General features: G+C 73.6%; 19 protein-coding genes. 14 read left to right on the top strand and 5 right to left on the bottom strand.

Annotated elements, in window-relative coordinates; all coding sequences use genetic code 11:
- Positions 1 to 25: 25 nt before the first annotated feature.
- On the bottom strand, positions 26 to 1,036 hold the full coding sequence (locus CQ393_RS09850) for a pteridine-dependent deoxygenase (RefSeq protein ID WP_306767957.1): 1,011 nt from the start codon (positions 1,034 to 1,036) through the stop codon (positions 26 to 28).
- Positions 1,037 to 1,235: 199 nt separating this feature from the next.
- On the opposite strand from CQ393_RS09850, the gene CQ393_RS09845 reads away from it, so the two are divergent.
- The 8 genes from CQ393_RS09845 to fabG are packed head-to-tail and all read left to right on the top strand — an operon-like array spanning position 1,236 to position 7,685.
- Positions 1,236 to 1,505 carry a phosphopantetheine-binding protein gene (locus tag CQ393_RS09845; protein WP_153191385.1) on the top strand — a complete coding sequence of 90 codons (270 nt, stop codon included), beginning with the start codon at positions 1,236 to 1,238 and terminating at the stop codon, positions 1,503 to 1,505.
- Between the two features lie 5 nt (positions 1,506 to 1,510).
- Positions 1,511 to 2,233: a ketosynthase gene (locus CQ393_RS09840; RefSeq protein ID WP_153191384.1), complete on the top strand. Its 723-nt coding sequence runs from the start codon at positions 1,511 to 1,513 to the stop codon at positions 2,231 to 2,233.
- Positions 2,234 to 2,289: 56 nt separating this feature from the next.
- Positions 2,290 to 2,589, top strand: coding sequence for a beta-hydroxyacyl-ACP dehydratase (locus CQ393_RS09835; RefSeq protein WP_153191423.1), 300 nt, complete (start codon positions 2,290 to 2,292; stop codon positions 2,587 to 2,589).
- Positions 2,586 to 3,566, top strand: coding sequence for an acyltransferase (locus CQ393_RS09830; protein WP_153191383.1), 981 nt, complete (start codon positions 2,586 to 2,588; stop codon positions 3,564 to 3,566). Before CQ393_RS09835 ends, CQ393_RS09830 begins: the two co-directional genes overlap by 4 nt.
- Positions 3,550 to 4,173, top strand: a complete 624-nt coding sequence (locus tag CQ393_RS09825; RefSeq protein ID WP_228114429.1) for a LolA-related protein — start codon at positions 3,550 to 3,552, stop codon at positions 4,171 to 4,173. The genes CQ393_RS09830 and CQ393_RS09825 overlap by 17 nt, the downstream gene beginning before the upstream one ends.
- 41 nt (positions 4,174 to 4,214) lie before the next feature.
- Positions 4,215 to 6,509, top strand: coding sequence for an MMPL family transporter (locus tag CQ393_RS09820; RefSeq protein WP_153191422.1), 2,295 nt, complete (start codon positions 4,215 to 4,217; stop codon positions 6,507 to 6,509).
- Positions 6,496 to 6,960, top strand: a complete 465-nt coding sequence (locus CQ393_RS09815; protein WP_153191381.1) for a phosphotransferase — start codon at positions 6,496 to 6,498, stop codon at positions 6,958 to 6,960. The genes CQ393_RS09820 and CQ393_RS09815 overlap by 14 nt, the downstream gene beginning before the upstream one ends.
- On the top strand, positions 6,957 to 7,685 hold the full coding sequence (gene fabG / locus CQ393_RS09810) for a 3-oxoacyl-ACP reductase FabG (protein ID WP_153191380.1): 729 nt from the start codon (positions 6,957 to 6,959) through the stop codon (positions 7,683 to 7,685). The genes CQ393_RS09815 and fabG overlap by 4 nt, the downstream gene beginning before the upstream one ends.
- A 221-nt stretch (positions 7,686 to 7,906) precedes the next feature.
- On the opposite strand, the gene CQ393_RS09805 is transcribed toward fabG, so the two are convergent.
- The 3 genes from CQ393_RS09805 to CQ393_RS09795 are packed head-to-tail and all read right to left on the bottom strand — an operon-like array spanning position 7,907 to position 10,666.
- The gene (locus tag CQ393_RS09805) at positions 7,907 to 8,683 is read right to left on the bottom strand and encodes a glycosyltransferase family 2 protein (protein ID WP_153191379.1); all 777 of its coding nucleotides are present in this window, start codon (positions 8,681 to 8,683) and stop codon (positions 7,907 to 7,909) included.
- Complete coding sequence (locus tag CQ393_RS09800) at positions 8,676 to 9,464, bottom strand: beta-ketoacyl synthase chain length factor (RefSeq protein ID WP_153191378.1); 789 nt, start codon at positions 9,462 to 9,464, stop codon at positions 8,676 to 8,678. The genes CQ393_RS09805 and CQ393_RS09800 overlap by 8 nt, the downstream gene beginning before the upstream one ends.
- Positions 9,465 to 9,469: 5 nt before the next feature.
- Entirely contained in the window at positions 9,470 to 10,666 is a 1,197-nt protein-coding gene (locus CQ393_RS09795; protein ID WP_228114427.1) for a beta-ketoacyl-[acyl-carrier-protein] synthase family protein, read from the bottom strand.
- A gap of 237 nt (positions 10,667 to 10,903) precedes the next feature.
- On the opposite strand from CQ393_RS09795, the gene CQ393_RS09790 reads away from it, so the two are divergent.
- Positions 10,904 to 11,179 carry a YcgL domain-containing protein gene (locus CQ393_RS09790; RefSeq protein ID WP_153191376.1) on the top strand — a complete coding sequence of 92 codons (276 nt, stop codon included), beginning with the start codon at positions 10,904 to 10,906 and terminating at the stop codon, positions 11,177 to 11,179.
- Entirely contained in the window at positions 11,172 to 14,501 is a 3,330-nt protein-coding gene (locus CQ393_RS09785) for an ankyrin repeat domain-containing protein (protein WP_153191375.1), read from the top strand. Before CQ393_RS09790 ends, CQ393_RS09785 begins: the two co-directional genes overlap by 8 nt.
- A 200-nt stretch (positions 14,502 to 14,701) precedes the next feature.
- Here the strand turns inward: CQ393_RS09785 and CQ393_RS09780 are convergent, their stop codons facing one another.
- Positions 14,702 to 16,516: a monovalent cation:proton antiporter-2 (CPA2) family protein gene (locus tag CQ393_RS09780; protein WP_153191374.1), complete on the bottom strand. Its 1,815-nt coding sequence runs from the start codon at positions 16,514 to 16,516 to the stop codon at positions 14,702 to 14,704.
- Between the two features lie 329 nt (positions 16,517 to 16,845).
- On the opposite strand from CQ393_RS09780, the gene mgtE reads away from it, so the two are divergent.
- The 4 genes from mgtE (at position 16,846) to CQ393_RS09760 (ending at position 22,006) form a co-directional block, all read left to right on the top strand.
- Complete coding sequence (gene mgtE, locus CQ393_RS09775) at positions 16,846 to 18,216, top strand: magnesium transporter (RefSeq protein ID WP_153191373.1); 1,371 nt, start codon at positions 16,846 to 16,848, stop codon at positions 18,214 to 18,216.
- Positions 18,217 to 18,327: 111 nt separating this feature from the next.
- A complete protein-coding gene (locus CQ393_RS09770) occupies positions 18,328 to 18,687 on the top strand; it encodes a helix-turn-helix transcriptional regulator (RefSeq protein ID WP_153191372.1) in 360 nt (119 codons plus the stop codon).
- Positions 18,688 to 18,786: 99 nt separating this feature from the next.
- Complete coding sequence (locus tag CQ393_RS09765) at positions 18,787 to 21,495, top strand: bifunctional acetate--CoA ligase family protein/GNAT family N-acetyltransferase (protein WP_153191371.1); 2,709 nt, start codon at positions 18,787 to 18,789, stop codon at positions 21,493 to 21,495.
- A gap of 19 nt (positions 21,496 to 21,514) precedes the next feature.
- Positions 21,515 to 22,006 (top strand): hypothetical protein, encoded by a 492-nt coding sequence (locus CQ393_RS09760; RefSeq protein ID WP_153191370.1) that lies wholly within the window; start codon positions 21,515 to 21,517, stop codon positions 22,004 to 22,006.
- The last annotated feature ends 5 nt before the right edge of the window (positions 22,007 to 22,011 follow it).

The raw sequence follows: 22,011 nt of genomic DNA, 5'->3' as shown, positions 1-22,011 counted from the left end.
ACCGCAACCGCAACCGCAACCGCAGTCAGGCGCCGTGCACCCCGTCGATCTCCACCCGCAGATCGCGCCGGCACACTTCCGCGTGCAGCACGATATAAGGCACCTCCGGCGGCAGATGCCGCGCCAGCGCCTGCCGTATCGCCGGGATATCCGCCGCGTCGCGCACGTAGACCTTCAGCCGGCTACCCGCGCCGAAATGCGCCGGCAGCGCCGGCAGGCGCGCGCGCGCCGTGCCCACCAGCGCGTCGAGGTTGGCGAAGGTTTCCTCCAGCTGGCGCAGCGTGTCCTCGCCATGCAGCGTGGCGTGGCCGACCACGCTGGCCGTGCCCGACAGCAGCAGCGGCAGCGCGCTGCCCGGCGCGGCGAGCATGCCGCGGGCGAAGCTGGGCGACTGCGGGCCGTACTGGCGCGGATACCGCCAGGCGCTGACCTGGCGGGGATTTTCCAGCGGCGTGCCGGGCTCGCGCGCGGCCAGCCAGTAGACCTGCAGCACGCGCACGCCATCCAGGCGGCCGATGGCGGTGGCCGCGGGCAGGGTGCCGGCGTCGATGGTGCCGATGCCGCGCGCGCGGCCGATGCAGAACTGGCGGTAGCGCTCGTCGTCGCCTTCGCCCTCGGTGATCGCGTCCAGGTAGTTCCAGATCCGCAGCAGGTGCGGATAGCCCTGCCGCGGCAGCGCCGCCAGCAGCCGCGCATAGGCGTGGGCGGCGGCCTCCAGGATGCCGCCGTGGCGGGATTCGTCGATCTGCAGCGCGCCGAACATCAGCGCGCCGTCGCAGGCCCAGGCCAGGCCGTCGGCCTCGCGGCCGCTGCGCACTGTGCCGGTGCCGCGCCAGACTTCCAGCCGCGGCTCGCCTTCCGGCTGCAGCCCGACCTGCAGGTAGCGCGGGTCGTCGCTGGCGGGGGCCGCGTCGCCGGCCTGGAAACCGATCACCGCCAGCACCTGCGGATCGGCCAGCAGGGCCGGCAGCCGCGCCGGATCGGCGTAGTCCACCTCCAGCCCGGCGGCGGGCGCGAACCCGGAAACCGCGTTCATCGCGCGCTCCCGCAGGCGCGGCGGCCGGCAGGGGACGGAAGCGGGGAGACGGAGGGAAGACTGGGGAACGGGAACGTCATCGCGCGGGCGGATCGGTGCTGCAGAAAGCGGCATGATACCGCGCGCGCCGTGGAGACCACGGTTGCGCCGCGGGCGGCGATGCCGGATCGTTGCGCATCCTCTCTTCATGGAAGTGGCAATGTCGCAACAAACCGAGGCCGAGCGTGAGCTGGCGCAACTGCTGGTCCAGAGCCTGAACCTGGAAGACGTGGACCCGGCGGCGATCGACCCGGAGGCGGCGCTGTTCAACGACGGGCTGGGCCTGGATTCGATCGACGCGCTGGAACTGGCCCTGGCCATCGGCAAGCGCTACGGCTTCCAGCTGCGTTCGGACAACGACGAAAACCGCCGCATCTTCGCCTCGCTGCGCGCGCTGTCGGCGCACGTGCAGGCCAACCGGACCGCCTGACCGCCATGGACGAGGCCGGCCACGCGCCCGGCCACGGATCGGCGGCGAGCGTCCTGCGGATCGCGCTGCTGCTGGCCTATCCGGTGCTTTCGCACGTGGCCAGCGTGCGCAACGAGGGCGGCTGGGCGGCGCTGGCGCTGTTCGGGCTGGTGCTGCTGTGCCTGCTCGACGCGCTGGCGCGGCGCCGCACCGCGGCCTGGGCCGCGCTGCTGGCGTCGGCGCTGCTGCTGGCCTGGCTGGGGCGCTCGCCGTGGGCGTGGATGCTGCTGCTGGCGCCGCCGGTGGTGTTCCCGCTGCTGGTGGCCTGGGGCTTCGCGCGCTCGCTGCGGCCGGGCCGCACCGCGCTGATCACGCGCATCGTGCAGGCCCTGCACGCGCGCGCCGGGGTGCCGGTCGACGCGCGGCTGGAACGTTATACGCGGCGCCTGACCGCGGCCTGGGCACTGCTGCTGGCGCTGCTGGCGGCGATCAACCTGGCGCTGGCGATGAGCGCGGTGCCCGACGGCCTGCTGGCCGCGTTCGGCTGGCAACCGCGCTGGCCGCTGAGCCACACGCAGTGGTCGTGGTGCGCGAACGTCGCCGACTGGGGCCTGATCGGCGGCTTCCTCGTCGCCGAATACGCCCTGCGCTGCCGGCTGTTCCCGCAGCGCCCGTACCGCAGCGCCGGCCAGTTCGTGCGGCAGATGGGCCAGCTCGGCCCGGCGTTCTGGCGCGACCTGCTGCGCTGAATGCCGTGGGCCGCGGGTATCCTGTGGCCGCCGCCGCCGCCGCCGCCCGCCACGCCATGCAGTTCACCGTTGCCCACGACCATCCCTGCCTGCCCGGCCATTTCCCGGGACGGCCGCTGGTGCCGGGCGTGGTGGTGCTCGAGCAGGTGCTGCGCGCCGCCGAGGCGCAGGCCGGCATGCCGTTGGCGGCGCTGCGCCTGCCGCAGGTGAAGTTCATGGCGCCGCTGCTGCCCGGGCAGACCGCGAGTGTCGAACTGGACGGCCAGGCGCCGCGCTGGAAATTCCGGGTATGGCGCGGCGACGAACTGCTGGCGCGCGGCGAACTGGTGGCCGATGCCGAAGGCGCGGCGGCATGAGCGAGGCCGACTGGAAGCGCCGGCCCGAAGGCGGCGGCCGCGCCGCGATCCGCCTGATCGCCGGCATCGCCCACCACGGCGGGCGCGGCATCGCCCGGCTCTGCCTGTATCCGATCACCGCCTACTTCCTGCTGGTGCGCGGGGCCGAGCGCCGCGCCTCGCGCGCCTACCTCGGCCGCGCGCTGGGCCGCCGCGCCGGCCTGTGGGACGTGGCGCGCCACATCCACACCTTCGCCGCGACCATCCTGGACCGGGTGTTCCTGCTCGGCGGGCGCATGGGCCTGTTCGACATCCGCACCGACGGCACGCAGCAGCTGCTCGCCCAGCTGGACGAAGGCCGCGGCGTGCTGCTGTTCGGCTCGCACCTGGGCAGCTTCGACGCGTTGCGCGCGCTGGGCCGGCAGCGGCCGGACCTGAAGCTGCGGGTGCTGCTGGACCGCGCCCACAACGCCGCCATCACCGACCTGCTGGCCGAGCTCGACCCGGGCCTGGCCGCGGGCATCATCGATGCCGGGCAGGGCGGGCCGGCGGTCGTGCTGGCCATCCAGCAGGCGCTGGAGGAAGGCGCGATGGTGGCGCTGCTGGTGGACCGCGCGCGGCCGGGCGAAACCGCGCTGCAGGCGCCGCTGCTCGGCGCGCCGGCGCCGTTTCCCACCGCGCCGTGGCTGATCGCCAGCGTGCTGAAGGCGCCGGTGATGCTGGCCTTCGGCCTGTACCGCGGCGGCAACCGCTACGATCTGCTGTTCGAGCCGTTCGCGCCGGCGCTCGAGGTGCCGCGCGCGCAGCGCGCCGAGGCCTTGTCGGCGCTGGTTCACCGTTATGCCGCCAGGCTGGAACACCATCTGCGCGACGCTCCCTGGAACTGGTTCAATTTCTATGATTTCTGGCATTCCGAAGCTTCCCTCCCCGCGCCGCTGGATGCTGGCGGCATGCCTGGCCGCCTGCGGCAGCGCGCCGGCGATGGCGGCCGACGTTGATGCGGCGTGGATCCTGCGCCAGCTGGCGCAGCCGGCGCCGAGCCAGACCGGCTTCGTCGAACTGCGCGGCTCGGCGCTGCTGAAGGAACCGCTGCGGGTGGAAGGGCAGTACCGCCGCCCGGACACGGCCACGCTGGTGCGCGAGGTGCGCGCGCCCTATGCCGAAACCACCACGATCGCCGACGGCAAGGTCAGCATCGCCCGCGCCGGCAAGCCGCCGCGCGTGTTCGCGCTGCAGCGCGTGCCCGAGCTGTCGGACCTGCAGGCCAGCTTCGGCGCGCTGCTGTCCGGCGACCTGGCGGCGCTGGAACAGGCCTATCGCCTGCAGGCGTCCGGCACCGCGCAGCGCTGGCAGCTGGTGCTCACGCCCAAGGCGCAGGCGCTGGCCGCGCGGGTGCGCGCGGTGACGTTGCGCGGGCGCGAGGGCGAGCTGCGCTGCATCGAGACGCAGCCGGCGCGCGGCGACCTGCAGCGCACCCTGCTCGGTGGCGCGGCCGGCGCCGCCAGCGGCGTGCGCCAGGCCGATGCCCTGGCCGCGCTGTGCCATGACGGCGCGCGCGCTGGTTCCGCGCCGTCCAGGCCAGGCCAGGACGGGAGCCGCCGTTGAAGCTCACCCCGCGCCGGCGCATCGGCCTGGCGATCGGCTGGATGCTGCTGCTGGGCCTGCTCACCGCCTGGGTAAGCGCGCGCATGCAGGTCAGCGGCGACCTGCGCAGGTTCATGCCCGACGCGCGCACCCCGGCGCAGAAGCTGCTGCTCGACGAACTGGGCGAAGGCCCCGGCGCGCGGCTGTTGCTGCTGGCGCTGTCCGGCGCGGCGCCGGAGCGGCTGGCCGAACAGTCGCGGCAACTGCACGACGCGCTGGCGGCCGATCCGCAGTTCGAACTGGTCGCCAATGGCGGGCAGGCCGGGCTGGACGCATTCCCCGAACGCCTGTTGCCCTACCGCTACCTGATCGACGACCTGCCCGGCGATGCGTTCAGCGCCGCCAACCTGCACGACGAACTGCAGGCGCGGCTGCAGGACCTGGGCTCGCCCGCCGGCGCGCTGGTCGAGCCGTTGCTGCCGTCCGATCCCACCCTGCAGGTGCTGCGCGTGGCCGATGCGCTGCAGCCGGCCGATGCGCCGCAGCGCATCGACGAGGTCTGGTTCGACCGCGGCGGACGGCAGGCGCTGCTGCTGGTGCAGACCCGCGCGGCCGGCTTCGATCCCGGCGCGCAGCAGCAGGCGGTGGACACCATCGCAGCCGCGTTCGCACGCGTCGCCGGCGACAGCGGCAGCCGCCTGGAGATGAGCGGGCCGGGCGCGTTCTCGGTGAAGATCGGCAACCGCACCGCGCGCGAGGCCGGCACCATCGGCACCATCGACACGATCGGCATGATCCTGCTGCTGTGGATCGCCTACCGCAGCTGGAAGATGCCGATCCTGGGCTTCCTGCCGCTGGCCAGCGCGGGGCTGGCCGGGCTGTCGGCGGTGGCGCTGGCCTTCGACGGCGTGCACGGCATCACCATCGCCTTCGGTTTCACCCTGATCGGCGTGGTGCAGGACTACCCGATCCACTTCTTCAGCCACGAACGCCCCGGCCGCTCGCCGTGGGACAACGTGCGCGCGCTGTGGCCGACGCTGGGCACCGGCGTGGTCGCCACCTGCATCGCCTACCTCACCTTCCTGTTCTCCGGCGTGGACGGGCTGAAGCAGCTGTCGGTGTTCACCATCACCGCGCTGGCGACCGCGGCGCTGGCCACGCGCTACCTGCTGCCGGCGCTGGTGGACCCGGCGACCCGCGACTTCGCCGATTCGGCATGGCTGGCCCGGCTGTGGCGCCACACCCGGCGGCTGCCGCGCCCGCGCTGGTCGCTGGCGGCGCTGGCGGCCGCCGCGCTGGCGGTGTTGGTGTGGGCGCCGGGGCCGTTCTGGCAGAACGACCTGGGCAAGCTGACGCCGGTGGACCCGGCCGACCTGCAGCGCGACGCGCAGCTGCGCAGCGAACTCGGCGCGCCGGACGTGCGTTACGTCATCACCGTGCGCGGCGGCGACGCGCAGGCGGCGCTGGCCGCGAGCGAACGGTTGCGGCCGGTACTGGACCAGCTCGTCGCCGACGGCGCGCTGGACCGCTACGACATGGCCGCGCGCTACCTGCCCAGCGCGGCGCTGCAGCGCCAGCGCCAGCAGCGGCTGCCGGACGAGGCCACGCTGCGCGACGCGCTGGCCGCGGCGGTGGCGCGGACGCCGTTCCGCGACGACGCCTTCGAACCCTTCGTCGCCGACGTGCAGCGCGCCCGCGGCGCGCCCGCGCTGCAGCCGCAGGACCTGCACGGCACGCCGCTGGCGACCGCGGTTGGCGGCCTGCTGCTGCAGGGCGCCGGCCATGCCACGGCGCTGGTGTCGTTAAGCGGCCTGCACGACGTGGCCGCGGTGGCGACCAGCGCGCGCCTGCACGGCGCCGAGCTGCTGGACCTCAAGCACGCGTCCGAATCGCTGGTGGCCGAGTACCGCGGCCGCGTGCTGCTGGCGCTGGCGGTGGCGGTGCTGCTGCTGTCGGCCACGGTGTGGGCGGCGCTGCGCTCGCCGCGCCGGGTGCTGCGCGTGCTGCTGCCGATGGCGCTGACCACGCTGGTGGTGCTGGCGCTGCTCCGCGCCAGCAGCGTGGAGCTGAACCTGTTCCACCTGATCGGGCTGATCCTCGCCGCCGGCCTGGGCCTGGACTACGGCCTGTTCTTCGAGCATGCCGGCGACAGCCATGCCGACCAGCTGCGGACCCTGCACGGCCTGCTGGTGTGCAGCGCGATGACGCTGCTGGTGTTCAGCCTGCTGGGGCTGTCGTCGATCCCGGTGCTGCGCGCGATCGGCGGCACGGTGGCGCTGGGCGTGGTGTGCAACTTCGTGCTGGCGCTGCTGGTCTCGCGCCATCCCTGGCGGGAGGCCGCCGATGCTGGCGCGTGAGGACATCCTGCGGCTGGTGCCGCACCAGGGCGGCATGTGCCTGTGGGACGAGGTGAGCGCCTGGAGCGCGACGGACATCGCGCTGCGCGCGTTCAGCCATCGCGACCCGGCGCATCCGCTGCGCGGCGACGGGCAGCTGCGCGCCATCCACCTGTGCGAATACGGCGCGCAGGCGATGGCGGTGCACGGCGGCCTGCGCGTGCAGCAACGCGGCGGCGCGGTGGTGCCCGGCGTGCTGGTGGCGCTGCGCGACGTGCGGCTGCATGTCGCGCGCATCGACGATCTGGACGGCGCCATCGAGGCGACCGCGCAGGTGCTGGCCGAAGCGGAGACCAGCCAGCAGTACAGCTTCCGCATCACCCATGGCGCGCGCGTGCTGGCCGAAGGCCGGGCGGCGGTGATGCTGCAACCGGACAGCGATGGAGACGACATGCAGGGAGACCGGCAATGAATACGAAACGACGCGCATTGGTCACCGGCGGCAGCGGCGACCTGGGCGGGGCGATCTGCCGGCGCCTGGCTGCCGGCGGCGCGCACGTGATCGTGCATGCCAACGGCAACCTGGCCCGTGCGCAGGCGGTGGCCGCGGACATCATCGCCGCCGGCGGCAGCGCGCAGGCGGTGGCGTTCGACGTGGCCGACGGCGAGGCGACCGCCGCGGCGCTGGACGGACTGCTGGCCGACGGCCCGATCCAGATCGTGGTCAACAACGCCGGCGTGCACGACGACGCGCCGATGGCCGGCATGGACGCGGCGCGGTGGCGGCGGGTGATCGACGTATCGCTGCACGGCTTCTTCCACGTCACCCAGCCGCTGCTGCTGCCGATGGCGCGCACGCGCTGGGGCCGCATCGTCAGCGTCTCGTCGGTGGCGGCGGTGCTCGGCAACCGCGGCCAGACCAACTACGCCGCCGCCAAGGCCGCGCTGCACGGCGCCTCGAAATCGCTGGCGCGGGAAATGGCCAGCCGCGGCATCAGCGTCAATGTCGTCGCGCCGGGCGTGATCGAAGGACGGACGGCGGCCGAGGCGTTCCCGCCGGAGCTGATCAAGCAGACCGTGCCCGCCGCGCGCGCCGGCCGGCCGGAGGAAGTGGCGGCGCTGGTCGCCTTCCTGTGCGGCGACGACGCCGGCTACATCAACGGCCAGGTGATCGGCATCAACGGCGGCATGGGATAGGAACGCCGCCTGCGGCGCGACCTCAAAGTCCCTCTCGGGATTGGGAGAGAGGGCATGGGGCTTCGCCCATGCCCTGATCCGCCTCGTCGGCCAGGGCACCCGCATACGGCACGTTCCTGCGGCGGCTTCGCCGTGCAGCCGAGAGTCCTGCCGGGCTGCCGAAATGGGAAGCGAACAGCGGGTCAGTCCGCCGGGGCTTCTTCGTACGCCGGAGAGCGCACCTACCGTTCGTCGATGACCGGCGGATGCGCGCGGATCGTACGGTGCACCTGCCGCACGTGGCCGTGGCGCAGCGCCAGCCGCACGATGTGCGTGGTGATGCGGGTCAGGTCGCGCAGCGGGCGGAAATGGCTGGGGCGGAAGCATTCGTCGCTGCCGGGGGCGCGGTAGCGCGACTCGATCGGCACCGAGACGCAGCGCGTGCCCAGTTGCCGCGCGGCCGAGATCAGCACCTGCGCCTCGAACACGAAATCCTCGCCGGGCACCTCGCGCATCGCGATCACGTCGGCCGGGTAGAAGCGCTGCCCGCTCTGGCTGTCGGCGACCTGGTAATGCGTGCCCCAGGCCACGCCCCAGTCGCCGAACTCGTTGGCCAGCCGCCGCAACAGCGGCTGCGAGGCGCGCTTGCGCAGGCGCGCGCCGATGACGATGCAGCCGGGGTGGCGGTTGGCGCTGGCCAGCAGCCGCGGCAGGTCGGCGGCCGCATGCTGGCCGTCGCCGTCCATGGTCAGCACTCCGTGCAGGCCGCGCCGCGCGGCTTCGGCGAAGCCGCTGCGCAGGGCCTGGCCCTTGCCGCTGCGCTGCGCATGGCGCAGCACGGTGACCGGCAGGTCGGCGACGAGGTCGGCGGTGCCGTCGTCCGAACCGTCGTCGACCACGATCACGTGCGGGAAGAATTCGAGCGCGCCGCTCACCACCTCGCGGATGCGCAGCGCTTCGTTGAGCGCCGGGATCACCACCGCCACGTCGTCCGGGCGCAGCATGCGCGGATCAGCCATGGCCGATGCCGATCCGCAGCCACTGGTCCGCGCCGGCCGGCAGCAGCACCTGTTCGTGTTCCAGCGCGAGCGCTTCGAGCAGCGGCAGCGCCGGCTGCATGGCGTTGCCGGCCAGCAGCCGCGACAGCGGCCCGGGCTCGTCGCCGGCATCCGCGCCGGCGCACGGCGCCAGTTCCATGCGCAGCACCGGCAGCCCGGGGCAGGGCACGCGCGACAGCACCAGGGCGACGCCGAGCAGGCCTTCGCTGGGCGCGACCTCGCCCAGCGGCCCGCAGGACGGGCCATCGTAGGCGACCAGCAGCACCGCCTCGCTGCCGGCGGCCAGCTGCGCCATCGCTTCGACCAGGCCCTGGGCGAAGCTGCCGGGACCGGCGCTGATCGCGGTGGCCGGCACGTGCGCGCCGGTGCCGATGGTCCAGTAGCCGGCGGCGGCGTTGTGCACCGAGTTGTGGAAGCGGGTGGGCGACACCGCGCGCGGGTCGCTGGCCAGCGTCGCGCACATGTAGTCGGTGATCGACATCTCGCCATGGGTGGACGCGAACACCGACGGCAGCGCCGTCGCCTCGCGCCCGGCCGCCTCGCAGGCGGCCTGCGCGGCTTCCAGCGCCACCGCCACGGTGGCCGGGGCGCGGCGGCGCTCGTTGGCGGCCAGCAGCGTGGGCGCCGGGCGCGCCGGCGCCTGCGCCGGACGCTGGCCGGTGCGCGCCCAGGCGCAGGCCGCGTCCCAGTCGGGCAGGCCGCTGCCCCAGAAACCGATGCCTTCGACGATCGCTTCGCGCATATGCCTCATTCCGCCCTGCCGAACACCAGCGAACAGTTGTTGCCGCCGAAGCCGAAGGAGTTGTTCATCGCATGGCGGATATCCGCCCGCGCGTTGTCGAAACGGATCTGCGGGCCGCAGGCCGGGTCGGGTACCTCGCTGTTGAGCGTGCCCGGCAGCAGCCCGTCGGACAAGGCCAGCAGCGCGAACACCGATTCGACGATGCCGGCCGCGCCCAGGGTGTGCCCGGTCCAGCCCTTGGTTGAACTGGCGTGCAGCGACGGCGGGAACAGCGCGGCCACCGCGGCGGCCTCGATGCTGTCGTTGGCCGGGGTCGAGGTGCCGTGCAGGTTGAGGTAGCCCAGTTGCGCCGGTTCCAGCCCGGCGCCGTGCAGCGCCTGCTGCATCGCCAGGCGCGCGCCCAGTCCCTGCGGATGCGGGGCCGACATGTGGTGGGCGTCGCTGGATTCGCCATGGCCGCACAGCTGCAGCGCGGTCCGTGGACCGGCGCCGGCGCGCTCCAGCACCGCGTAGCCGCCGGCCTCGCCCAGCGACAGTCCGCTGCGGCGCGCGTCGAACGGCTGGCACGGCGCGCTGGCGACCAGCTGCAGCGAATGGAAGCCGAACAGCACGCTGCCGCACAACGTATCGACGCCGCCGACCAGGGCGGCATCGGCGAAGCCGGCATGGATCAGCCGCGCGGCCTGCGCGAACACCTTGGCGCTGGACGAACAGGCCGTGGCCACGGTCACGCAGGGGCCGCGCAGGCCGGTGGCGGCCTGGACGAAATCGCCCAGCGCGTGCGGGGTATGGATGCGCGGGCGCTGCAGGTCCGGCGGGAAATGCGCCACGCCCTCGGTGTCGACATGCAGGCGCGCGTAGGCCTCCTCGGTGGCGCCGATGGCCGAGGTGGAAGTGCCCATCACCACCGCCACGCGGCCGGCGCCGTGGCGGGCGACGACGCCGGCCAGCGCGTCGAGCAGGTCGTCCTGCTGCAGCGCCAGCCAGGCCAGCGCGTTGTTGCGGCAGGCGAACCCGGCCAGGGCCGGCGGCAGCGCCACGTCCTCCACGCCGTCGACGCGGCCGATCCAGCAGTCCAGCGGGTCGGCGCCGAAATCGTTGCGGCGCAGGCCGCTGCGGCGTTGCGCCAGCGCCTGGCGCTGCGCCTCCAGCCCCGCGCCCAGCGCGGTGGTGGCGCTGTGCGCGAGGATGTTCAGCGGCAGCTGGCGCGGTGGCGTTGCGGCGGTCACGCGGTCTTCCGGGGCTTGGACGGGGCGCGAGTATATCGGGGCGCCGCGCAGCGCACGGTTTTCGCCCAGGGTGATGGCGTGCGCGTTTCTTGATGAAAATGAATGAAGCTCCGGCGAAAAAGCCGGCATCGGCGTAAGTCCATGCCTTTCACCGGCGTCGGGTTTCCGACACAATCCCTTGCATTCCCAAGCAGGGCAAAGCCCGCGGGCATGCAAGCCTACGTATACAAAAGCCAACGCAAGCCGGACACCTATGTCTACCTTGCCAAGCGCGATGACTTCGACGCGATCCCGGCCACGCTCGGCGCCGCCCTGGCGCCGTTCGCGTTCGTGCTGGAAATCGCCCTGACCCCGGAACGGCGCCTGGCGCAGGCCGACGCCGCGCTGGTGCGCGCCAACCTGGACGCGCACGGGTTCCACCTGCAGCTGCCGCCGCAGCCCCTGGCGCCGGTGAAGATCGCCCGCATCGACGGCCGCGATGACTGACGTCCTGCGTACCCGTGCCCTCGGCGCGCTGGCGGCCGGCGCGCTGCTCGCGCTCGCCACCGCGTCCGGCGGCGCCGCGGCGGCCGTATGCGGCCTGCTGGCGCAGCCGGCGTTCGCGCTGGGCGTGTCGTGGTGGCGGCGCACGCGCGCCGCCGCGCCGCTGGCCGTCCAGTGCCGCCAGGACCTGCCGGGCCTGCTGGCGGTGTGGGCCGGCGGCGCGCTGGCGCTGGCGCTGCTGGTGGCCTGGCCGCTGGCGGCGCTGCACGACAGCGGCAGCCTGCAGGCGGTGCTGGCGCTGTGCGTGGCAGTAAGCCTCGCGGTGGCCGCGCTGTGGCGCACCTGGCCGCTGTGGCAGGCGCTGGAGCGCGGCGGCGGCACCTTGCGCGCGCATTGGCAGGCGCTGTCGGCGCGCGGCATGGATTCCTGGCATGGCGTGGGCGCGGCGCTGGCGCTGTGGCTGCTGTGCGCGGCCGTGATCGCGCCGGCCTGGCCCGGCCTGGTCGGCGACGGCCTGCGCTGGCCGCTGGCGATCGCCACCGCGCTGCTTTCGCCGCTGCTGCACGTTGCGCTGCAGGCATTGCCCGCCGCCGCGCAGGCCGCGGCCGCGGTACCGGCCGCACCGACGTTCGATCCGTTCGCCGAGGCGCAGGCCGAACCGGCGCCGTTGGAGCCGCTGGCGCCGCACGAACTGGCGCCGCAGCTGTACGAGGCCGCGCGCGTGGGTCGCGTCGACCGCGCGCTGCAACTGCTCGACGCCGGCGCCGACCCGCATGCGCTGCCGCCGGCGGACTCGCGCGACCAGCGCAGCCTGGCGGTGCTGGCCGCGGTGCTGCCCGACCTGCGCCTGCTGCGCGCGCTGATCGGCCGCGGCGTGGACGTGAACCTGGCCCACCGCGGCATGACCCCGCTGCTGGCCGCCACCCGCGACAGCTGGCACGGCCGTCCCGAGGCGGTGATGACCCTGCTGGCCAACGGCGCCGACCCGCGCGCCACCGACGCCGACGGCAACACCCCGCTGCACCACGCCGCGCGCAGTTCCGACCCGGGCGTGGCCGCGCTGCTGCGCGACGCCGCCGCGCAGATCGACGCGCTCAACCAGGAGGGCCACAGCCCGCTGGCGGTGGCCTGCCAGGCCGGCAACTGGCGGCTGGCGCGGTTCCTGCTCGAGCGCGGCGCCAAGGTCGAACCGGCCGACGGCGTGCCGGTATTGATTCCCGCCGCCGCGACCGAGGACGACGATCCGGCCGGCGTGCAGCTGCTGCTCAAGCACAAGGCGCGGCTGGACGCGCGCGACCGCCGCCGGCGCAGCGCGCTGCACGAAGCCGCCGCAGCCGGGCACGTGGACATCGTCGAGGCGCTGCTCGCCGCCGGCGCCAACATCGAACCGCGCGACGCCGACGGCCGCACGCCGTGGCTGGACGCGGCCGCGCAGGCCCATGCCGGGGTGCTGGAACGCCTGCTCGCGCACAAGCCCGACGTCGAGGCGGTGGACGGCGAAGGCTGCAACGCCGTGCTGCTGGCCTGCCGCGCCGACACCGTGACCGCGGCGCTGGTCCGGCGCCTGCTGGACCTGGGCATCGCCGCCGATGCCGCCGCCAGCGACGGCCGCCGCGCCATCGACCACGCCGCCGCCGCCGGCCGCTGGAGCATCGTCTCGCTGCTGGACCCGGCCTATCCGCTGCCGGCGGCGGTCAGCGACGCGCTCGCCGGCGGCGATGCCGGCGACGCCGGCGCGACGCCGGCCCAGCTCAACGACCGCGCGCCGCTGGCGCTGCTGCGCGAGGCGCTGGTTTTCGGCAACACCGACGGCATGGCGCCGCTGGCGCGGCTGTGCGCGGCGCCGGAACTGGGCGGCCTGCTGCACGACGTGGAACTGGCGCTGCAGCCGCGCGTGGTGGACTGGCTGCTGGCGCACGGCGCCGACACCGAAGTGGCGGACGCCTGCGGCGACACGCCGATGTTCGCGCTGCTGGCGCGCGGGGTGGACGCCATCCCGACCCTGCAGGTGCTGCTGCGGCATGGCGTGTCGCCGGCCGGCCGCGGCGGCCTGGGCCGCCTGCTCGCCGCCTGCGCGCAGCACGACCAGGGCTCGCGCGGCACCGAACAGTTCGTGCTGGAACTGCTCGAACGCGGCGCCGACCCGTTCGGCGCGTCGCCGGCCGGCGATCCGCCGCTGGCGCTGGCGGTGCGCCTGGGCTGGCTGAAGGTGCAGCACTGGCTGCTGGCGCACGGCGTGGACCGCGAGGCGCGCGACAGCCACGGCATGACCGCGCTGCACCTGGCCACCGCGCTGGCGCGCGAGGCCTCGCTGAAACTGCTGGTGATGCAGGGCGCCTGCCCCGACGCGCGCGCCGCCGACGGGCAGACGCCGCTCGGCGTGGCCCTGTCCAGCGGCCGCCGCGACCTGGCCGACTGGCTGGACTGGCGCGGCTGGCCGCTGCCGCTGCGTGCGCTGCGCGAGGCCGACGTGCCCGCCGCGGCGATGGCCGGCGACGCCGACGCGGTGCGCCGCCTGATCGACCTGGGGCTGCCGGTGGACGCGGTCGACGCGCAGGGCTGCACCGGCCTGCTGCGCGCGGCCGGTGGCGGCCATGTCGCGGCCGTGGACCTGCTGCTGGCGCGCGGCGCCGATCCGCAGCACGCGGCCGCCAGCGGCGCCACGCCGTTGTCGGCGGCGGTGAGCATGCGCCAGGCCGGCATCGTCACCGCCCTGCTCGACGCCGGCGCGCGCATCGACCACCGCCTGCCCGGCGGCGTCACCGTGCTGATGCTGGCCGCGGCACTGGGCCTGCCGGACATCGTCGCCAGGCTGCTGACCGCCGGCGCCGACGTGCACGCCGGTGACGACCAGCAGCTGGCGCCGCTGCACTGCGCCGCGCTCTACGGCTTCACCGCGCGCGACCGGTCGCGCCTGCTGGCGCTGCTGGACACCCTGCTGCTGGCCGGCGCCGAAGCCGACCAGCCCTCGGCCGGCACCGTCACCCCGCTGCTGTTGCTGCTGGGCGCGCGCGCCGAACCGGGGACCGCCTGCGACGAACAGGTAGTGCTGGCCGCGGTCGAACGCCTGCTCGACGAGGACGTGGCGCTGGACGTGCGCGACCCGCGCGGCTTCGGCCCGCTGCACCTGGCCGCGCTGCACGGCCTGCCGCTGCTGGTGCAGCGCCTGCTGCGCGCCGGCGCCGACCCCGACCTGCGCGACGCGCTGGGCCGCAGCCCGCGCGAGATCGCGGTCATGCGCGGCTTCATCGACGTGGCCGGCGAGTTCGAACCGGCGGTGCCGGGCGTCTCGTCGATGGCGCGGTTCCTGCGCGACCGCGGCTGAGCGCAGCCGCGTCTCCGCTCCTGCGAGGGAATGCGGGAATGGCTGGGAGCGAATGTTCCCTGCGGCGGCAGTTTTTCGACAGCAACGCCCTACAGCCGAACACCGCGCTTGCGTAGGAGCGGCTTCAGCCGCGATGGGGCATTCCCCGGTAGAGCCTCTTCGCGGCTGAAGCCGCTCCTACGGAGCGCCGGGGTCGCGGGTTACTCGCCGCCCGATACCGGCCTTTCGGGTGCGACCTCGGCGTCGCCGACGTCGGCCTCGAACAGGTGCATCAGGTCGGCGCGGGCGTCGCGCGAGGTCTGGATCACCGCCGCCTCGTCGTCGTAGACCAGGTGCTGGGCCTTGAGCAGCTTCTCGTCGTGCTCGCGGAAGCGGCGCACGTGTTCGCGCGCGGTGGCCTCGGCGATGCCCAGCGAGGTCAGCACGCGTTCGCCGATCTCCAGGCTGGAGCCGAAGACCTCGCGGAACGGTTCGGCCGACATGTCCATCAGCTTCCACGCATGCTGGCGGTTGCGCGCGCGCGCCAGCACCCGCGCCTGCGGGTACAGGCGCCGCACCAGCCGCACCGCGCGCAGGTTGGTGTCCGGGTCGTCCATGGCCATCACGAACACGCCGATCTGGTCGCTGCCGGCCGCGCGCAGCAGGTCCGGCCGGGTGGGATCGCCGTAGTAGAGGTGGTTGCCGAAGCGGCGCAGGTCTTCCACCGTGTCCGGGTCGGCCTCCAGCGCTACGAACGGGATGCGCTGCGCGGTCAGCAGGCGCGCGACGATCTGGCCGAAGCGGCCCATGCCGGCGATCAGCACCTGCGGGTGCTGGGCCTGGGCGTCGCTCAGGCTGTCCGGCGCGCGCTCGGGCCCCTTGGCGGGCGCATGCGTCTTCAGCAGATGCTTCAGGCCGATCATCAGCAGCGGCGTCAACGCCATCGACAGGCTGACGATGGCGACCAGGCGGTCGTGGTTGATGCGCCCGAGCAGGCCGGCGCGTTCGGCTTCGTTGAACACGACGAAGGCGAACTCGCCGCCCAGCCACAGCACGCTGCCGAGCATCAGCGCGCTGCGCAGCGGCATGCGCGCGCCCAGGCCGATCAGCACCAGCAGGCCGAACTTGACCGCCAGCAGCGCGGCGACGCCGACGGCGATCACCGTCGGTTCGGCGGCGATGCGCGCCAGGTCGATGCTCATGCCCACGGCGATGAAGAACAGTCCCAGCAGCAGGCTCTTGAACGGCTCGATCTGCGATTCGATCTCGTGGCGGAATTCCGAGTCGGCCAGCAGCACGCCGGCCAGGAACGCGCCCAGGCTGGGGCTCAGCCCGGCCTGCTGCATCAGCCAGGCCGTGCCCAGCACCACCAGCAGCGCGCTGGCGGTGAACACCTCCGGCATGCGCGTGCGTGCGACCATGCCGAACAGGTAGCGCAGCAGCGGCCGGCCGAGCAGGATCACCACCGCCAGCGTGCCCACCGCGGTGGCCACGTTGTGCCAGGTCAGGGTCTCGTTGCGGATGCCGCCCAGCAGCGGGATCGCCGCCAGCAGCGGGATGGCGACCAGGTCCTGGAACAGCAGGATGGCGAAGCCGAAGCGGCCGTAGTCGCTGTTGAGCGCCTTGTGCTCGGACAGCAGCTGCAGCCCGACCGCGGTGGAGGACAGCGCCAGCGCGGTGCCGACCACCAGCGCGCTCTTCCAGTGGAAGTGGTACAGCAGCAACAGTCCGCCGAGCACGCCGGCGGTGAGCAGCACCTGCGCCGTGCCGCCGCCGAACACCGGGCGCCGCATCACCATCAGCCGCGCCGGCGACAGTTCCAGCCCGATCAGGAACAGCAGCATCACCACGCCGATCTCGGCGGCGTTGAGGATGCGGTCGGCATCCTGCACGAAGGCCAGCACGTGCGGCCCCAGCGCCACGCCGGCGGCGAGGTAGCCCAGCACCGCGCCCAGCCCGAAACGCTTGAACACGGGCACGGCGATCACCGCCGCGAGCAGCAGTACCAGGGCCAGCTCCAGACCGCCGCCATGCATCGGGGTTCACGCTCGAAGGAAGAGAAGGAAGGGCCGCGCGGCAGCCGGATCGGGCGCACGTGCGTGCCGCCGGAAAGAGTAGCGCGCGCCCGCCGGCTTGGAAAATCCCGCCGCGCGCGCTTGACCCCGCTGCGCGACGGACGCAGACTCGCGCAGCCGCCGGCCGTGCCGCGCGGCAATCCTTCGGAGTCCCACACCATGTCCAGCGACAGTAGACGTCGACCTCGTTCGACGCCGGAGACGGTGAACGCCTAGCGGGCCGGTTCGCCGCCGCCGGCGTTGCGCTCGCAACCCTGCAGCCGGCCACGGGGCCGGCAAGGCGAACCACGATGAACCAGAAACAGCTCCTGCGTCCGGCCGCGGACGCCAGCACCCTCGGCGCGCCGCTGGCGCAGTTCAACACCGCCGACGCGGTGGTCCACCTCAATCAGCTCGACCGCGCCCAGGCCGCCACGGTGCTGGCCGCGCTGCCGTTGCCGCGCGCGGTCAAGCTGCTGGAAGCGCCGGAACTGCAGCGGGCCGGCGAACTGGTCGCCGCGTTGCCGCCGGCCCGCGCCGCCGCGCTGCTCGGGCTGATGGCCGACGACCGCGCCACCGACATCGTGCACGAACTGGACGAGGACGAGCGCGCGCGGCTGATCCCGCTGCTCGAGCCGGGAGCGCGGCGCTCGATCCAACTGCTGCTCGGCTACCCGGCGCACACCGCCGGCGCGCTGATGACCACCGAGTTCGTCAGCGTCCCGGCCGACTGGAGCGTCGCCCGGACCCTGCAGCACATCCGCGAGGTCGAGCGCACCCGCGAGACGGTCTACGCGATCTACGTGCTCGACCCGCAGACCCGGCAGCTGCGGCAGGTGGTGACCATGCGCCGGCTGATCACCGGCGCGCCGGAGGACTCGATCCTCGACGTGGCCCAGGTCAACCCGCCGGTCAGCGTCGGCCCGCTGCTGGACCAGGAGGAGGTGGCGCAGCTGATCCGCCGCCACGACCTGCTGGCGATCCCGGTGGTGGACGCGCAGCAGCGCATGCTCGGCATCGTCACCGTGGACGACATCCTCGACGCGCTGATCGACGAATCCACCGAGGACGTGCACAAGTTCGGCGGCGTCGAGGCGCTGGACCGGCCGTACATGCAGATCGGCTTTTTCGCCATGATCAGGAAGCGCGCCGGCTGGCTGAGCGTGCTGTTCCTGGGCGAGATGCTCACCGCCAGCGCCATGCAGCACTACGAGGATGAACTGGCGCGCGCGGTGGTGCTGACGCTGTTCATCCCGCTGATCATGAGCTCGGGCGGCAATTCCGGCTCGCAGGCGACCTCGCTGCTGATCCGCTCGCTGGCGCTGCAGGAGCTGCGCCTGCGCGACTGGTGGAAGGTGGCGCTGCGCGAGCTGCCCACCGGCGTGGTGCTGGGCGGCATCCTCGGCCTGCTGGCCGTGGTGCGCATCACCATCTGGCAGCTGGCCGGGCTGCACGACTACGGCGCGCACTGGAAGCTGCTGGCGGCGACCATCGGCGCGGCGCTGGTGGGCATCGTCACCTTCGGCTCGCTGTCCGGTTCGATGCTGCCGTTCGTGCTCAAGCGCCTGGGCTTCGACCCGGCCAGCGCGTCGGCGCCGTTCGTGGCCACGCTGGTGGACGTGACCGGCCTGGTCATCTACTTCAGCATTGCCGCGGCGATCCTCGGCGGGACGCTGCTGTAGCGGCGGTGGCGGCCGGTTGGCGGGCCGCTGTCGCCGGCCTGGCGTGGCATGATCGGCGGCGGAACCTATCGTGGTGACTCCCCATACAGGAGCCGCCGCATGGAGCAGGACATGAAGTTGAACCCGACGGTCATCCGCCGCCTGCGTGAGGCCAGGCACTGGTCGCAGGAACAGCTGGCCGCCGCCGCCGGCCTGAGCCTGCGGACCGTGCAGCGGGTGGAAACCGAAGGCGCCGCCTCGCGCGAGACGCGGGTCTGCCTGGCGGCGGCGCTGGACACCGACGTCAGCGCGATCATGGAGGGCGGTCCCGGGCCGACCGCCGCGGTCCGCTGGAATCCATGGATGCTGCCGGTCCTTGCCGGCGTGCTGGCGTTCGCCGCCGGCACCACGCTGGGCGCGCCGCGGATCGTGGACTATGGCGCGATCGTGCTGGTGTCCATCGGCGTGCTGGGGTATTCGCTCAGGAAGTGATCGGCGTTGCGGTCCGCCGCCGGTGGCGCTTGATCCTGCTCATGCCACCGGCGCCCGCAGGCGTGTACCTTTGATCGCGTTCCCGTTGTCGGCGTCGCGATGAGCATCTATCACCTGCAGACGGTGTTCCGTCCCCGTTCCGTGGCCGTCATCGGCGGCAGCCCGCGCGAGCGCTCGGCCGGGCGCGCGGTGGTGCGCAACCTGCGCGCGGCCGGTTTCGCCGGGCAGATCGGCTGGGTCAACCCGCGCCACGGCGAGATCGACGGCATGCGCACGGTCAAGCGGCTCAAGGACCTGCCGTGGATACCGGACCTGGTGGTCGTCACCACGCCGGCGGCGATGGTGCCGCAGGTGGTGGCCGCCGCCGCCGAACTGGGCGTGGCCGCGGCCATCCTGCTCACCGCCGGGCTGGGGCAGGGGCCCGGTTCGCTGCTCGCGCAGGTGGAAGCGGCGGCGCGGCCCAAGGGCATGCGCATCCTCGGCCCGCACTGTCTGGGCGTGATCGCCCCGCATGCGCGGCTCAACGCCTCCATCGCCGCGCACACGCCGCAGGCCGGCGACCTGGCGCTGATCTCCGAATCCAGCGCGATAGCGGCCGCGCTGGTGGAATGGGGCGTGGCGCGCTCGATCGGCTTCTCCGCGGTGGTGTCGCTGGGCGACGCGCTGGACGTGGATTTCGGCGACCTGCTCGATTACTTCGCCGCCGACTACCGCACCCGCGCGATCCTGCTCTATGTCGACCAGATCAGCGACGCGCGCAAGTTCATGTCCGCTGCGCGCGCGGCCGCCCGCGCCAAGCCGGTGGTGGTGGTCAAGTCCGGGCGCCAGCCGCGCACCGCCGGGGCGCGCGCCGAAACCCATTCGCAGACGCTGGCCGCGGCCGACGCGGTGTATGGCGCGGCGTTCAACCGCGCCGGCCTGCTGCGGGTCAACGCGCTGGACGAGCTGTTCACCGCCGCCGAGACGCTGGGCCGGCTCGGCACGTTCCCCGGCCACCGGCTGGCGATCCTCAGCAACGGCGGCGGCATCGGCCGGCTGGCGGTGGACCAGCTGCAGGCGCTGGGCGGCACGCTGGCGGCGCTGTCGCCGGCCACCCTGGAACGGCTGGACCAGGCGCTGCCGAGCGGCTGGTCGCGCGACAACCCGGTGGACATCGTGGTCGACGCCGGCGGCGAGCGCTACGCCACCGCGGTGGAGGCGCTGCTGGCCGACGAGGCCAACGACGCGCTGCTGGTGGTCAACGTGCCGACCGCCTTCACCTCCTCGGCCGACGCGGCGCAGGCGCTGACCCGCACGCTCGGGCTGCGCCCGCGGCAGCTGCGCGACAAGCCGGTGTTCGCGGTGTGGCTGGGCAACGACGAACAGGCCACGGCCACGCTCAACACCGCGCGGGTGCCGACCTATCCCAGCGAGGCCGAGGCGGTGCGCGGCTTCCAGCACCTGGTGCGCTACCGCCAGGCGCAGGCCGCGTTGATGGAGACCCCGCCGAGCCTGCCCGCCGATTTCGTGGTGGACGCGACGGCCGCGCGCGCGCTGGTGGAGGCGGCGCTGGCCGATGGCCAGCAGTGGCTGGACCCGGTGGCCACGCACGCGCTGCTGCAGGCCTACGGCATTCCCTCGCTGGCGGTGATGGTCGCGGGCGACGCGCACGAGGCGATGGAACTGGCGCAGCCGCTGCTGGAACAGGGCGCCACGGTGGCGGTGAAGGTGTTCTCGCCGGACATCCCGCACAAGTCCGACGTCGATGGCGTGCGCCTGAACCTGGGCACGCTGCAGGCGGTGCACATGGCGGCGACCTCGATCCTGCAGCGCGCGCGCGAGCTGCGCCCGCAGGCGCGCATCGAGGGCGTGCTGGTGCAGCCGACGCTGGTGCGGCCCAAGGCGCGCGAGCTGATCGCCGGCATCGCCGACGACCCCGTGTTTGGTCCGGTGCTGGTGTTCGGCCGCGGCGGCACCGCGGTAGAGGTGATCGACGACAAGACCCTGGCGCTGCCGCCGCTGGACCTGCGCTTGGCGCACGAGGTGATCGGCCGCACCCGCGTGGCGCGCATCCTCAAGGCCTATGGCGACGTGCCGGCCGCCGACGAGCGCGCGGTGGCGCTGGTGCTGGTCAAGCTGGCGCAGCTGGCCGCCGACATTCCCGAGATCCGCGGCCTGGACCTCAACCCGCTGCTGGCCGACCGCGACGGGGTGATGGCGCTGGACGCGCGCATCGCCATCGCCCCGGTGCGGCGCCTGCACAAGGGCCGCGGCCACCCGCGCTTCGCGATCTTCCCGTATCCGACCGAATGGGAACGCAGCATCGTGCTGTCCGACGGCGGCAAGGCCTTCGTGCGCCCGGTGCGGCCGGAGGACGACGCGCTGTTCCGCGCGTTCTTCGCCCGCGTCAGCGACGACGACCTGCGCCTGCGCTTCTTCCAGTCGGTCAAGCATTTCAGCCACGAGTTCATCGCGCGCCTGACCCAGCTCGACTACGCGCGGTCGATCGCGCTGGTCGCCATCGACCCCAGGAACGGCGAGATGCTCGGCGCGGTGCGCCTGCATGCCGACGCCGACTACGACCGCGGCGAGTACGGCATCCTGATCCGCTCCGACCTCAAGGGCCACGGCATCGGCTGGAAGCTGATGCAGATCATGATCGAGTACGCCGGCTGGCAGGGCCTGAACGTGGTCGAGGGCCAGGTGCTGCGCGAGAACATCACCATGCTGGCGATGTGCCGCACGCTGGGCTTCAAGGTCAAGCCCGACCCGGACGACCCGACCATCATGAACGTCACCCTGCCGGTGCAGCCGGCGGGCGCGGCCTGATCCGAACGAAGGAATCCAGATGTCTAGTTTCCAGGAGCGCGTGCATGCCGCGCCCGACACCCTCGCGGCGCTGCTGGCGCAGCCGTTCCCGCGCGACGAGGTCCCCGAGGACGGCTGCGCGTTCGAGCAGCACGCGCTGTGGCTGGGCCAGGCGCCCGGCCGGCTCGCCGCGGTGATCGGCATCGACTACGCGGACTGCGATGCCGGTGGCGGCGACCTGCACCAGGAACTGGAAACCCTCTGGAACGACTATCGCGGCAGCCAGGACACGATGATGCGGTCGTTGACCGGCACCCTGGGCGTGCCGTCGTGCTGCGTCGAGGATTGCGCGCCTGCCGGCAGCGGCGTGCCGGACGCGCTGCTGAATGCGTTCGAACGCCACCGCATCGCCTGCTGGCGGCACGGCGACAGGCTCGCCCTGCTGGTGCTGGGCGCCAGCGTGGGCGACGGCGAACTGGAGATCTGCCTGGGCCTGCTGGCGCTGGACGCCACGGACGCCGGAAGCGCCTGATACCC

This window comes from Stenotrophomonas sp. MYb238 (genome assembly GCF_009496535.1).
Taxonomy (GTDB): domain Bacteria; phylum Pseudomonadota; class Gammaproteobacteria; order Xanthomonadales; family Xanthomonadaceae; genus Stenotrophomonas.
This window is presented reverse-complemented; position numbering and strand designations above follow the sequence as displayed.